This window comes from Leptospira fainei serovar Hurstbridge str. BUT 6 (assembly GCF_000306235.2).
Classification (GTDB): domain Bacteria; phylum Spirochaetota; class Leptospiria; order Leptospirales; family Leptospiraceae; genus Leptospira_B; species Leptospira_B fainei.
Genome location: NZ_AKWZ02000002.1, coordinates 480,427 through 493,341, shown reverse-complemented (window position 1 = coordinate 493,341; position 12,915 = coordinate 480,427). Strand labels below are relative to the sequence as shown.

Below are 12,915 nucleotides of genomic sequence, written 5' to 3'. Positions count from 1 at the left end.
AATCTTTTTACGCTTCGTAAATGGAAAGCGATTTGTATCCTTTATTCGTTTGCTTGTCAAGCAGAGCGATGATCTCAGTTTTCCGATTTTTTGCGATATTGAAAATCAATTGATCGGAAATTTCCCGGCAGATATAAAGACCCCTGCCGTGTGAATCGGCTAACCCGGCGGGTAGCCCGTTTGAGTCCTCAACGGTAATATGGCGATCCAAACGCTTTAGAATTTCCTTTTTATTCAAGGATCCGAAATGGTCCCTAACTACGATAATATAAGAATTATCCGCAATCCCGTATCCGATTTCAAAATAGTCGGTATCTGCGAGCTGAATATTCTCCAGCGGAACCAATAAATCGCGGGAAGGCAATTCGAACTGATACTTGGAATTTCCTTTAGAATCTCTCGGGGCCCGAATCATTGCGTTCGAAGTTAACTCTTCCAGAATCTGGTGAACCGCGTTGGGAGCTCCTTTTTCGATTAGGTATTTTGCGATTCGGTTGCAAAGATAATTCCGCTCGTCATCCGAACTGATTTTTTTGAATACGACTCCGTTTTCGGGAGGAAGGCTAAATCCTTCGGAATCACCGTCCATCAAGGAAAATCCGGGACCGAAGTATTTTTCCACGCCGAATATATCCTTATTCAGTAATTTATGGACCATCACCGAAATAAGGTTAATATCTAGGAAGGAATACTTAGGAATGATATTCCAGATATCGTGTTCGTACGCGAATTTTATGTAATCATTAATATTGTACGCAGTCATCAGGGAGTATAAAACTTGCGGGTGATCTTTCTGAATCGTTTTGATAAGATCCAATCCTGATTTTCCCGGCATTCGTATATCGGTGATGACTAAATCCACCGGATTCGAAGATAGAATCCTCACTGCCTCGTCGTAATTTTCCGCATCGAATACTTGGTAATTGCGAGTCAAAATATCCTTGATCGCTTCGCGTATGGAATGAATATCTTCGACGACTAAGATTCGATGCTTGGACAAAGCTAGTTCCCTCGAGGTTGTTCTAGGGGAAGGGAAACTCTAAACCTAGTTTTACGATCGTAGGAGCGAACGGTCAATTCCCCGCTGTGTTCCCTAACTATGGAGTGGCAGATCGATAATCCCAAACCAGTGCCGACTCCCGATTTATTCTTAGTAAAGAAGGGGGAGAAGATTTTGTCCAACATGTTTTCCGGAATTCCGCCGGCAGTATCTTCGACGAAGATATGCAACATGTTTCTGGTCCGTCGAACTTCTACTCGTATCTTGCCTTCCCCATAATCGTACGCTTGCAGGCTATTTTTAAATAAATTTATAAACAGTCTTTCTATCTTTACAGGATTAAACTGGAAATAAATTCCCGGTTCGCAAAGTATTTCCCACTCGATATTCTTCGATAAAACCGGATAAACCCAGATGACCGAATCCTTGGCCTTCATTATGGTTTCGTAAATATCAGCCGAAGTAGTCACCAATTTATCGGGTTTGGCAAAACTGATGATATCCGCTACGATCATTGCCGCTCTAGTCAGATCTTCCTTAATCATTTCGAGTCTTTTCCGAAAAAAATCCGGATCCATACTCGAAAGATTATTCATAAGATTTTGGAGAGTTAGACTCATTCCGGTAAGAGGGTTATTCAGCTCGTGCGCTACTCCGGAGATAAAAATTCCAAGGGAAGCAAGGTTTCGGATCCGGAGATTCTCTTCCTCTTTCTCTTTGATCCGAGTTATGTTGCTGATTTTCTCAACGACCGAAACTATATTGCCGTCTTTCTTGATAGGAAAAAAGTCAAGATACAGCGTTTCTTTTTGATTATTTGATACATGGAAGATTTCGCGACTGATACCGTTTCTGCCTTCGAACTCCCGATTGAAATCGGATTCATTTTCATAATGATCTTTCATCGGACAGAAAGGACATATGGCGGAACGATTGTATAAGAGAGAATAACACTTCCTTCCCAATACCGATGGGAAATCCGTTTCTTCAGAGAACTCCAATGTGGCTCTGTTTACACGACGAATTCTGAACCCAGAATCGATTAATACGAGGGGTTCCGTAATACCGTCGAGAATTGCTTGGAGTTCCTCCGCCCGCTCGTGGAGGTTTTCCATTAGGGATGACATCCGAATCAATATTCTAGGGATTCTTTAAAAGTTTGCAGTAATTTTTTTTGATTTTTCGCAGTTTGTTGATTCTGCATTTCCTGAATTCTGAGAACGTGAATGAAAAAATCTTCGATCAGCTTTAGATAGAATTCCTTCTTAAATTCCGATCGTTCGCGATTTACGCCTTCGTCCGGAAGATAATTGAGGGGGTATTCCGCCTCTCGGCCGTTTCGATCGGCATGAATCAATAGATCGTCCACGTTGTTATCCAGAGGAGTAGTATCGGTCATGCGTACTGAAGTCGTATCTTCCGTAGCGTAATTCGCGGTCTTTATTTCGGATTCGACTTTTGATAGTGTGGATCCGTTAAATTCCAGCAAAATGGATTTTTCTTCCGATCGATCGATTCCGCCAGGAATTTGCCGGGATTGGGTTACGGAGAATTTAGTGATTTTTACTCCCTTCCGATTGGGAAAATTTCCTACCCAGGTGACGACAGTCCCTTGAGGGAGGCTTTCCATTCTTTCTAATTTTAAGAGTTCTCGGGCAACACCTAGACTTTCATAGGCTTTTAAAATCCTTTGATTCAGGATTTGCGCCGTTTGAGAGGATTGTGATTTCTGAGGGTCTTGGGATTGGGAAAAAGCGGGGAATGCGGTTATTAGAATTATGAAAACGCAGCCAAGAACGGTTCTTTCGACCGATCTCGGCTTTGCAGAGAAAAAATTACGGTTTTGTTTGTCCTTGGGGAGCGGTTGCCGCATTTGGAGTCGGCTGAGCTGGCTGGGCATTGGAGCCTCCTTGGTTCTCTGGGGTTCCATCAACCGGAGCGGACTGAGCAGGTACCACTTCCGGAACCGGAGTCGTATTGTATCCACTAGTCTTAGCAAAAAGGAAAGAAAGAATCAAAGAGAGCGCCAAAAAAAGAAGACCTGCAACGCGAGTTGCTTTTGTCAAAACATCTGCGGTCGAAGAACCGAATACTGATTGGCTTGCCCCGCCGCCCAAAACGCCGCCCATCCCACCTTTTCCGGTTTGGATCATTACCAACAGGATGAGAAAAAGGCTAACGAAAACGAAGAGGACAAGAATAGTTCCAGTAATAAATCCCATATTGCGAAAATCCTATATGATTGGGTCAGTTTGCGGATTAAAAGAAGCCGCCACGATCCAAGCTATGCCGAGCGCCCGTGGTGACAATTAAAAACCCACCCGGATCGTTTCAGCCGAAGGGACGTTCCGTCGATTGCAGAGGAATCGATCGAATTCGAATACCCTAGCGCTTAAAATAAACCTAGGAAGCTTTCCAACTTTTGGCTAGCTCCGCCTACTAACCCGCCATCGATATCCGGCTGGGATAAAAGTTCTTTTACGTTATCCGGTTTAACCGATCCGCCATATAAAATTGGAAGTGAGGCGGCAATTTCCGTCCCATTTTGGAAGAGGCCTTCGATTTCTTTCCGAATGAAAGAATGTGCTTCTTGGGCCTGAACAGGTGTAGCTACTTTCCCTGTTCCGATCGCCCAAACCGGTTCATAGGCGACCCAGATTCGGGGGAATAAATCGCTATGAATGTTTGCCAAGCCTTCCCATATCTGTGTTCCCAAAATTTCGAAAGTTTTACCCGCTTCACGTTCCGCTAGGGTTTCTCCCACGCAGTAAATGGCGGTAAAGTCATGAGAGGCTAGGTATGAGACTTTTTGGTTACAAAACGAATTCGTTTCTCCTAAAAATTGGCGACGTTCCGAATGGCCGACCAAAGCGAATTTGAGACCGAGCTCTTTCAGATGGTCGGGACTGGTTTCTCCCGTCATTGCAGTGAGCGGAGAAGGGTAGATGTTTTGCGCGCCTACACCGATTCCGGAACCCTCCAAAATTTTGGATATGGACGCCAGGTGAATCGAAGAGGGAAAGACGATCGCTTTTTTGTCCTTCTGAATCGACGGTAACTTCTCCTTGAGTCCGGCCGCTAATGAGAGCGCTTCTTTTTCGGAGAGATTCATTTTCCAGTTACCGGCAATTATTTTAGGTCGCATATCGTCTTTCCTCGACTATAAATTAGAATCTTACGCGGGGATTATTCCGCTTTTTTCAGAAGAGCCTGTACGCCGGGAAGTTTTTTTCCTTCCAGGAATTCCAAAGAGGCTCCTCCACCGGTAGAAACGTGAGTGATCTTGTCTTCCACTTTCGCCTTATTAATGGCCGCAATGGAATCGCCGCCGCCTACGACGGTTTTTGCTTTCGATTTTGCGACCGCTTTCGCGATTGCCATAGTTCCTTCAGCAAATTTATCAAACTCGAAAACCCCCATCGGTCCGTTCCACACGATGGTCGCAGCGTTCTTTATCACTTTTTCGTAATTTGATATCGTTTTCGGGCCGATGTCCATTCCCATCCATCCGTCCAAAATTCCCATCTTATCCACGGTTTTACTTTTGGCTTTCGGATCGAATTTATCTCCGATGATATGGTCGACCGGAAGTTGAAAATCGACTCCGGCGACTCCGGCTCGTTCGATTAGCTGGAAGGCTTCGACTTCGAAATCCTTTTCGACTAAGGAATTTCCCACGGGAACCGCGCGAGACTTGAGGAAGGTATAAGCCATTCCTCCGCCGATCAAAATATGGTCCACTTTATCGATCAGGTTTTTAATTACACTGATCTTTGAAGAGACTTTGGAACCGCCTATAATGGCTACGAAAGGTTTCGCGGGCCTGGAAAGTAGGCTGGATAGCTCGGCGATTTCCTTATACATCAGAAGGCCCGCAAATGACGGAAGGAGATGAGCGATTCCTTCAGTAGAGGCGTGCGCCCTATGAGCCGCTCCGAACGCATCGTTCACGTAAACGTCGGCTAATGCCGCAAGCTTTTTCGAAAACCCGGGATCGTTCTCTTCCTCTTCTTTATGAAAACGTAAATTTTCCAGAACTAAAATTTCACCGTCTTTCAAGTCTTTGGAGAGTTTGACTACTTGGTCTCCTACGACGTTTTTCGAGAAGGAAACAGGTACGTTAATTAATCCTTTGAAGACTTCAAAAACGGGCTCCATAGAAAATTGGGGATCGGGTTTTCCTTTCGGGCGACCGAGATGGCTTCCGATGATAATCCGGGCTCCTTTTTTTACAAGGAGCTCGATGGTTGGGATTGTTTTTTCAATTCGGGTCGAATCCGTGACTTTACCGTTCTCAATAGGAACGTTAAAATCAACACGGAGGAAGACTCGCTTGCCTTTAAGATCTTCGTGCTCGAGTCTAGGTAGTTGTTGCATCGATCAACCTTTTTTCGCCATGTAGCGAATTAAGTCTAATACGCGATTGGAATATCCCATCTCGTTGTCGTACCAAGAAACCAGTTTAAAGAATCGAGAATTCAATTCGATACTTGCATCGTGGTCGAATATCGAAGACAGGGTCGAACTTAAGAAGTCGGTGGAGACGACCATTTCATCGGTGTATCCTAAAATGCCTTTCATCGCGCCTTCAGAGGCGGCTTTCAATTTTGCCGAAATCTCTTTTAGGCTCGTTTCCTTTACGGTTCGAACCGTCAGGTCCACAACTGAGACGTCGGGAACAGGAATACGAAAAGACATACCGGTAAGTTTTCCGTTCACTTCAGGAATACAAAGGCCGACAGCTTTGGCCGCACCGGTGGAAGCAGGAATGATATTTTGCATCGCTCCTCTTCCGCCCCTCCAGTCTTTCTTAGAAGGACCGTCAACGGTAGGTTGAGTGGATGTTGTCGCGTGAATCGTAGTCATCAAGCCTTCTTCGATTCCGAAATTATCTAAAACCACTTTTACGATCGGAGCCAGGCAGTTAGTCGTGCAGGAAGCGTTCGATACTACATGATCGTTTGCCGCGTTATATTTCTCGTTATTGACTCCCATTACGAAAGTAGGAATGTCTTTATCTTTCGCAGGAGCTGAGATTACGACTTTTTTGGCTCCTGCCTTGAGGTGCTTCTCCGCACCGGATCTATCCGTAAATAGACCGGTAGATTCCACGACGTAATCGACCTTAAGATCTTTCCAGGGGAGCTTTTCAGGATCTCTTTCGGAAACACAAAGAACTTTCTTCCCGTCTATAATGATTTCTTTGTCGGTGTGTTCTACCGTTCCGTCGTAGCGGCCGTGGGTAGAATCATATTTTAATAGATAGGCCAGGTTATCCGGCGTTACGAGGTCATTGATAGCTACAAATTCGAGATTCGGATCTTTGATGCCGGCCCGAAATACCAGTCGTCCGATCCTTCCAAAACCGTTGATAGCGATTCTTGTCATGTTCTTCCCTTTTTTCCTTAGGCTTTCTGTTTGAGATTGCGCGCGTTGAAACCCGCTCAGGAACATATTTTTAGGACAAAACCTTCCTGAAAATCCGTTTTTTGACGGGAAACGAGAGACTTAGGACAATCATTTTAACTTGAAATTAAGAGGACTAAGGGGGGATCTTCCTAAGCGAAACCCAAGAATGAAAACACAGAAAATCCGGTTACTTCTCGTCTTCATCTCCGTTGGAATTGCCATCGGTTTTACGGCAAATCTGCTTGAATTCTACTCATCCTTCCTACGATGGCCGGCGTATTTGAGTTTGGACGCATCTCAATTACGGTTAGAATCCGTTTTATTCGGTTTAGGAAAATTACCGTATCTCGATTTTTATTCGTTTAACCTTCCTGGCACGCACTGGACGAATTTGCTTCTTTTGCATATTTTTGGAACTTCCGATTTTGGGATTCGGCTTTCGGAACTGATTTGGATTTTGGTTTGCGCCGGGTTACTTTGCCTTTTTTTATATCGCAGCTCCGGATTCGTCCCTGCCTTTGTCGGCGGATTCTTATTTCTAACGCTGCCTGAGGAGGCGGCTCCCTACGGGAGTTTTCAGAGAGAAACTATCTTTCTCCTTCCTCTTTTCTTGCTTTGGAATGTACTCCTTCCGCAAAAAGGAGAGGCTAATCCTACCCAGGACGGATATTTGCGATTATTCCGGAGATTACCGATCATAGTCGCGCTCTCCGTCTTCTCGGCTATGATTAAGCCTTTCTTTCTTTTGTTTCCCATCATTCTGCTCGGAGAAAGATATTATTCATTTCTAAAACAATTTAGGAAGTCAGGACAAGGAGTTCCGAGTCTTTCCAGAAAGGAACATCTATCCATCGTAATCGCCTGTGTCGTCGGTGTATCGGTCCTCCTATTTCTTTTCTGGCCTATTTTGGCATCTGGAAAAACGACTTTGATTTTTGATGCGCTGGCTTCCAATATTCGATCTCACAATCAGCTGCTCCCGATGCCGTCTTGGGAATCCTCGGTTCTCTCCTTATTTTCGTTCTCAGGATCCGATTTTCTAATTCCACTTAGTAACGCGAGGAGCGGTAAGTTCGGCGGATATTTCCTGATCGTATTTTTTTTATTTATTTTTACGAAAAAATACCGAGATTCTCATTTACTCCTGCCTTCCTTGTTTGCGGGGCTTTTGACCTACTGGATTCAAATTCGGGGATTTCATTATTATCTGATTCCTACTTGGGTGATTTTGCAATGTATGGCGGCCGTTCTCGTTGGATCGGCATATTCCACTTTTATTAAATATCTTTCGGATAAGGAATCGACGCGGACTACGAATGCTTTTTTTTCGATTTTCTTATTCGGCGGAATTCTTTTCTGCAATTTCAAAAAACAAAATCTTTCGCTGCAGTTGTATAAGGGAAACGGTCTCGTCGGTCCTCGTCTTGCCCAAGGATGGCAGCCGTTTCGATTGTACGAAGAGTTGGATCGAATCGTTCCCGAATTACGAAGTGAAACGAAAAGGATCTCTTATGTTGCGCTGGATAGCGCAACGTTTTCCTTGGCTGCAATATTACGATATAACTTGGAGTTCGATTCCTATTTTACTTTGGATTACGGTCTTTGGGCGGACTCGTCTCAAAAGGAGGAGTTTCGTAAAAAATTTCTCTCGGAGATGGATCGGTTTCAGTTCGATCTTATAGTGATAGCGGAGGATCCGATCAATAAAAGAGACCTGGTTAAGAAAGACAGGTGGCCGGAATTCTCCGATCGTTTGAAATTAAATTACGATTCAATCTCCGCCTTTTCGGATGTCACGGGAGTCGCGTTCGAAATTTTCCGAAAGAAAAGAAAGGTCCTATAATACTTTACCGATGAGTTTTTCGAAAGGAATTGGGCCGAAATCTCTGGAATCCAGGCAATCGTCCCGATTATCGCAAAGTAGAAAGAAATTTCGATCCTCGACGAGGAGAGCCGAAAAATTGTCCCGATTCGAATGTAGCGATGGAAATGGATTTCTACCGTCTTGATGAGAAATCTTGTAGGGTAAACTGACTTCCGTTTCGGGTATGCTATTCCTAAATAGAACTTTTTCCTTCATGGAAAGAGTGTCACCCGGCTTACCCACGATTCTTCCTAAAACTACACTCCCGGCTTGAGTCGGATGTTCCGCTAAAACAATATCCCCTAAAAATAGCGAAGAGGGTTGAATCCAACGATAAATATAGATTCTTTTTCCTTTTGGAATCGCAGGATTCATTTCCGAGGTATTCGAAGTGAACGGAAAAAAAATCCAGGATCTGATAAGCAAGGCAGAGAGTAGACCGATCGTTAATGAGAATCCGAGCAACTTTGCGAATCGTTTTTTATCGAACTTCTTTTCCTTTTCTCCGAATCCTTTGCGAGGCGTAAACATTCATCCCATCCTTTGTCGTAGCGCCTACTCGGTCAAAAGGAATTTCGACTTGTGGATGAACTTAACGGGCCGGAAAATGGAACGGAAATGATCGGGGGAAGTTCTTCATTATGAGCGATGCGCGCGGGTACGGAATGGTTTTGGAATATTGGGGAAAGCGCCCGAATATCCATGATAGCGTTTTTTTGGCTCCCGGTTCTCAGGTAGTCGGAGACGTAACGATCGGAAAAAATTCATCCATTTGGTTCCAAACGCTCGTAAGAGGGGACGTAAATTATATTCGCATAGGAGAGAATGTGAATATCCAAGATATGACGGTCATACATGTCGCGAGAGACGTATATCCCGTCGAAATCGGCGATAATGTTTCCATCGGCCATCGAGCTACAATTCACGGATGTATTTTAAAGAACTTTTCCTTCGTCGGAATGGGGGCAACCGTTATGGACGGAGTCGAGTTGGGCGAATATTCGTTTGTCGCAGCAGGCGCATTGGTCACGCCCGGGAAAATTATTCCGCCTGGCGTGATGGTCATGGGATCTCCGGCTAAGATCATAAGAGATATTACGGAAAAGGAGCGCGAGATCATCACAAGAACAACGGGGAATTACGTGAAATACAAAACGAATTATATGAACGATCCTTATTATTCCCGGCCGAGTTTTTTCAAAAATGACTGATTCTTACGGAAGTGCGAGAAGTCTCGGAGTCTACCTGCGCGGTACCGGTGTGATCGGTTGGCCGTTGGCCTCGATTTTATTGCTGATAAAGGCTAAGTTCGGAGGATTTCGGGTCTTCGTAGAGCCTTATCAACTTAGGAAAGCCGAGATTCCTCAAATTCTTTCTCTTTTAGAAAAGGGAGCCGAGTTAGTCGACGACGGGGAAAATCATGTTAGAGATTTTTTTCCTCAATGGATACCGAAACAGGAAGCGCTCCAAAATTCTTGCGTCTTGTGCGATTCTTCTCCTCCTGGAATTGCCGAGAAGAGAATTCCTGAATATGAGTCCGCATCGTATAACGGGATCAGATTATTCGTTGCGCAGGGAAGTGAACACAAATTCGGCCCGCAGTTTCTTTATCCTGAGAATGCGGTTATTCTTGAAAAAGAAATTCCTAGGTTCGTACACGTCTCCACCTGCAATACTCATACGTTAGCCGGAATACTCCGTCCGCTTTACGAGGAAAAAGCGACCGAACTTCCTGCTGTTTTGGAAGACGCGGATTTCTTCGTGATTCGACGTGACGCGGATATGGCTAAAAATGATCCTCACGTGACCGGGCCTCTATTAGTCTTGCCTGAATCGGAAACAGGGACTCATCATGGGCGACTTCTCAACGAAGTTTATGCTACTCTCGGTTTCAAAATCAGTTTGAGTTCTTCTTCGATTACGATTAATTCTCCGTACATGCATTTGATTCGGTTTAGGCTCAAGTTGAAGCGAGAGGTGAAAATGGAGGAGGTCATGGATAAAATTCAGACCGATCCTTTTCTTTCCGTAACCGAGTTGATATCAACGAACTCGATTTTTTCATCCGGAAGGGATCGCGGATTGTACGGCAGAATTTTTTCCCACGCGGTTTTCCCTCTAGCGTCATTGGAAGTCAGAGGGAAAGAGATACGAGGATATGCTGCAACGCCCGGAGATTCTAACGTTCATATTTCCACTTTATATGCCGTTTTCAAAGGTTTAGGATTAGAATGGGGACCTAAGGTGGAAGCATTTTTGGCTGGAATTGTGCTGAAGACCGTTTAATCCTATGCGTTACTCGCAGTGAATTCTTGCAAATATTTTGGAACTGTATCGGCTAAACTCGATTTCTTTTGAGCTTAGCGAGGAAGTGTATTTTGTATTTCGGGCCTAGAGTCGAAAAATAGCCTTGCAAGCCCTTTTTTTTATTGAAATATTTGATATATTGAAAACTGTTTCCAATATAGTAGCAAATTGCCGGAATCAAAGTTAGAAAAGGTAGGAACAAGCAATGAAAGCAAATAATATCTTAGAGACTATAGGAAATACTCCTCATGTAAAGATCAATCGTCTCTTCGATTCCAAACACACTGTTTACGCTAAACTTGAGCGATCTAACCCCGGTGGTTCTATCAAAGATCGTATTGCTCTTTCTATGATTGAAGATGCGGAAAAAAGCGGAAAATTAACCAAAAATACAGTGATTATCGAACCTACTTCCGGAAACACAGGAATAGGACTGGCGCTGGTTGCGGCCGTGAAAGGTTATCGATTAATTCTCGTTATGCCTGAATCAATGAGTGTCGAGAGACGAAGAATCATGGCAGCCTATGGGGCCGAATTTGATCTTACTCCTCGCGAAAAAGGAATGCCCGGCGCAATAGAGCGTGCGAAGCAGCTTGTATCCGAAAATCAAAATTCTTGGATGCCGCAACAGTTTGAAAACGAATCGAATATTAAAGTTCATATCGAAACGACTGCCGCCGAAATCTTAAAAGATTTTCCGAACGGTGTAGATGTATTGATTACCGGAGTCGGAACAGGCGGTCACATTACCGGTGTTGCAAAAGTCCTCAAAGAGAAATTTCCAAAAACAAAAGTCTATGCGGTAGAACCGGAGGCTTCTCCAGTTATTTCCGGAGGAAAGCCGGGGCCCCACCCGATCCAAGGAATCGGCGCCGGATTTATTCCCAAAAACTTGCATGTGGATCTGTTAGACGGAGTTATCCAAGTATCCAAAGACGAAGCCTTTGCATATGCGTTACGCGCTGCGCGTGAAGAGGGAATCTTCTTGGGTGTTTCTTCCGGCGCTTCGTTAGCCGCAGTCGCTAAAAAACTGCCGGATATTCCCGAAGGATCTACGATTCTAACTTTCAATTATGATACCGGAGAGAGATATCTTTCTATTGAAGGTCTATTCCCCGTTCCTCTTAACGGTTGAGCTTAAGTTTGCCGCGATAAATAAGTCGGCGACGAGTTGCCCTAAAAAAGCCCTACGAAATCCCGGCATTAGCCGGGTTTTTTTTATATTCTTATATCTATGTCGGATGAGTAGGGCGCTTTTTGCGAAAAGTGAGAGCCCACCCTTCCTGGGTGGGGACAGAAAACTCCCGCTCATTACTTTTATATAAAAGCAATTATTTCCCAGCAAGATTCTGGTTTGTTATCCAACCTATCGCGTGCCATTAGAAAAAATCTTGTGCAATCAGTGTTCTATGTAGGATTAGCTTTTTGTAAATGAGTTCTCACCGTGATGAGAAGAGACAGGAATATATATGTTTGATAGATTACGAATTTTACGAGAAATTGAAAAGCTGGATCCCGAAAAAGATGCGCATAGAATCGCATTCCTTTCCGGCAGTTACGATTTCCCGCAGGACGTGGAAATTTCCTTAGCGTTGGCGTTTTTCCGGACATATGCCATTCCTTCTATCGCGAAGATCCTAGATGAAACCAAGCAATTCGAAAATTTCGGCCAAAAGAGATACGATGATACCACTCTTGTCTTAGGGGAATTTCTGGAAAACGGATTAGACAGTGAGAACGGTCGAAGAGCGATTCGACGAATGAATCAAATTCATAAACAATATAAGATTAAGAATGAAGACTTTCTCTATACACTTACTACTTTTATCTTCGAACCTTCTCGCTGGAATGCCAGGTTCGGTTGGAGAAAAAGTTCATCTCGGGAAAAATTAGCTAATTTCCATTTGTGGAGACGAATCGGTGAAATGATGAATATCAAAAATTTACCGAAGACATACGAACAGATGGAAGATTTCAATCTGACTTTCGAATCCAAAAATTTTAAACAAACTCCGGAAGGAATCAGATTGGGAGCGGCAACTTTGCGGATTGCAATAGGGAGATTGCCTAAAATTCCAGGACTTTCCTTTTTAGTCTCTCAGGCTCTTTTTTCCTTAATGGATACTCAATTGAGAAATGCAATGGGATTTCCTAATCCTAATTTTCTTATTAGAGGTGTAACGGTCGCAGCTTTTAAGTTAAGAGCTTTTGTCCTGAGATATTTTTGGCCGCCACGAAGGAAACCGTTCTTCGTTACGAAAAGAAAGAACCCGACATATCCGGACGGATATTTGATTGAAAGCTTAGGTCCCTTCTAAAAAGTACAGGCGGGTCG

13 protein-coding genes are annotated in these 12,915 nt (G+C 44.0%); 5 read left to right on the top strand and 8 right to left on the bottom strand.

Features of this window, described 5'->3' with window-relative positions; genetic code table 11:
• Positions 1-7 precede the first annotated feature (7 nt).
• The 7 genes from LEP1GSC058_RS03700 to gap form a co-directional block, all read right to left on the bottom strand.
• Positions 8-1,000: a response regulator transcription factor gene (locus LEP1GSC058_RS03700; RefSeq protein WP_016548139.1), complete on the bottom strand. Its 993-nt coding sequence runs from the start codon at positions 998-1,000 to the stop codon at positions 8-10.
• 2 nt (positions 1,001-1,002) lie between these two features.
• Entirely contained in the window at positions 1,003-2,127 is a 1,125-nt protein-coding gene (locus tag LEP1GSC058_RS03695) for an LIC_12097 family sensor histidine kinase (RefSeq protein WP_039947948.1), read from the bottom strand.
• Positions 2,128-2,132: 5 nt separating this feature from the next.
• Complete coding sequence (lenA, locus tag LEP1GSC058_RS03690) at positions 2,133-2,873, bottom strand: endostatin-like outer membrane lipoprotein LenA (protein ID WP_016548159.1); 741 nt, start codon at positions 2,871-2,873, stop codon at positions 2,133-2,135.
• Positions 2,836-3,222 carry a preprotein translocase subunit SecG gene (gene secG / locus LEP1GSC058_RS03685; RefSeq protein ID WP_016547830.1) on the bottom strand — a complete coding sequence of 129 codons (387 nt, stop codon included), beginning with the start codon at positions 3,220-3,222 and terminating at the stop codon, positions 2,836-2,838. The genes lenA and secG overlap by 38 nt, the downstream gene beginning before the upstream one ends.
• A gap of 170 nt (positions 3,223-3,392) precedes the next feature.
• Positions 3,393-4,145, bottom strand: a complete 753-nt coding sequence (tpiA, locus tag LEP1GSC058_RS03680; protein WP_016548038.1) for a triose-phosphate isomerase — start codon at positions 4,143-4,145, stop codon at positions 3,393-3,395.
• Positions 4,146-4,186: 41 nt separating this feature from the next.
• Positions 4,187-5,377 carry a phosphoglycerate kinase gene (locus tag LEP1GSC058_RS03675; RefSeq protein ID WP_016548003.1) on the bottom strand — a complete coding sequence of 397 codons (1,191 nt, stop codon included), beginning with the start codon at positions 5,375-5,377 and terminating at the stop codon, positions 4,187-4,189.
• Between the two features lie 3 nt (positions 5,378-5,380).
• The gene (gap, locus tag LEP1GSC058_RS03670; RefSeq protein WP_039948001.1) at positions 5,381-6,388 is read right to left on the bottom strand and encodes a type I glyceraldehyde-3-phosphate dehydrogenase; all 1,008 of its coding nucleotides are present in this window, start codon (positions 6,386-6,388) and stop codon (positions 5,381-5,383) included.
• 187 nt (positions 6,389-6,575) lie between these two features.
• Here gap and LEP1GSC058_RS03665 point away from each other — a divergent pair, with 187 nt between their 5' ends.
• Positions 6,576-8,252: a dolichyl-phosphate-mannose--protein mannosyltransferase gene (locus LEP1GSC058_RS03665; RefSeq protein ID WP_016547854.1), complete on the top strand. Its 1,677-nt coding sequence runs from the start codon at positions 6,576-6,578 to the stop codon at positions 8,250-8,252.
• On the opposite strand, the gene lepB is transcribed toward LEP1GSC058_RS03665, so the two are convergent.
• Positions 8,247-8,804 (bottom strand): signal peptidase I, encoded by a 558-nt coding sequence (lepB, locus tag LEP1GSC058_RS03660; RefSeq protein WP_016548143.1) that lies wholly within the window; start codon positions 8,802-8,804, stop codon positions 8,247-8,249. The two genes, LEP1GSC058_RS03665 and lepB, sit on opposite strands and share 6 nt — an antisense overlap.
• 110 nt (positions 8,805-8,914) lie before the next feature.
• On the opposite strand from lepB, the gene LEP1GSC058_RS03655 reads away from it, so the two are divergent.
• The 4 genes from LEP1GSC058_RS03655 (at position 8,915) to LEP1GSC058_RS03640 (ending at position 12,898) form a co-directional block, all read left to right on the top strand.
• Positions 8,915-9,484, top strand: coding sequence for a gamma carbonic anhydrase family protein (locus tag LEP1GSC058_RS03655; protein WP_016547857.1), 570 nt, complete (start codon positions 8,915-8,917; stop codon positions 9,482-9,484).
• Complete coding sequence (locus LEP1GSC058_RS03650) at positions 9,477-10,559, top strand: hypothetical protein (protein ID WP_016547819.1); 1,083 nt, start codon at positions 9,477-9,479, stop codon at positions 10,557-10,559. The genes LEP1GSC058_RS03655 and LEP1GSC058_RS03650 overlap by 8 nt, the downstream gene beginning before the upstream one ends.
• Positions 10,560-10,785: 226 nt before the next feature.
• Positions 10,786-11,715 (top strand): cysteine synthase A, encoded by a 930-nt coding sequence (gene cysK, locus LEP1GSC058_RS03645; RefSeq protein ID WP_016548010.1) that lies wholly within the window; start codon positions 10,786-10,788, stop codon positions 11,713-11,715.
• A 334-nt stretch (positions 11,716-12,049) separates the two neighbouring features.
• On the top strand, positions 12,050-12,898 hold the full coding sequence (locus tag LEP1GSC058_RS03640; protein ID WP_016548108.1) for an oxygenase MpaB family protein: 849 nt from the start codon (positions 12,050-12,052) through the stop codon (positions 12,896-12,898).
• Positions 12,899-12,915: the final 17 nt, after the last annotated feature.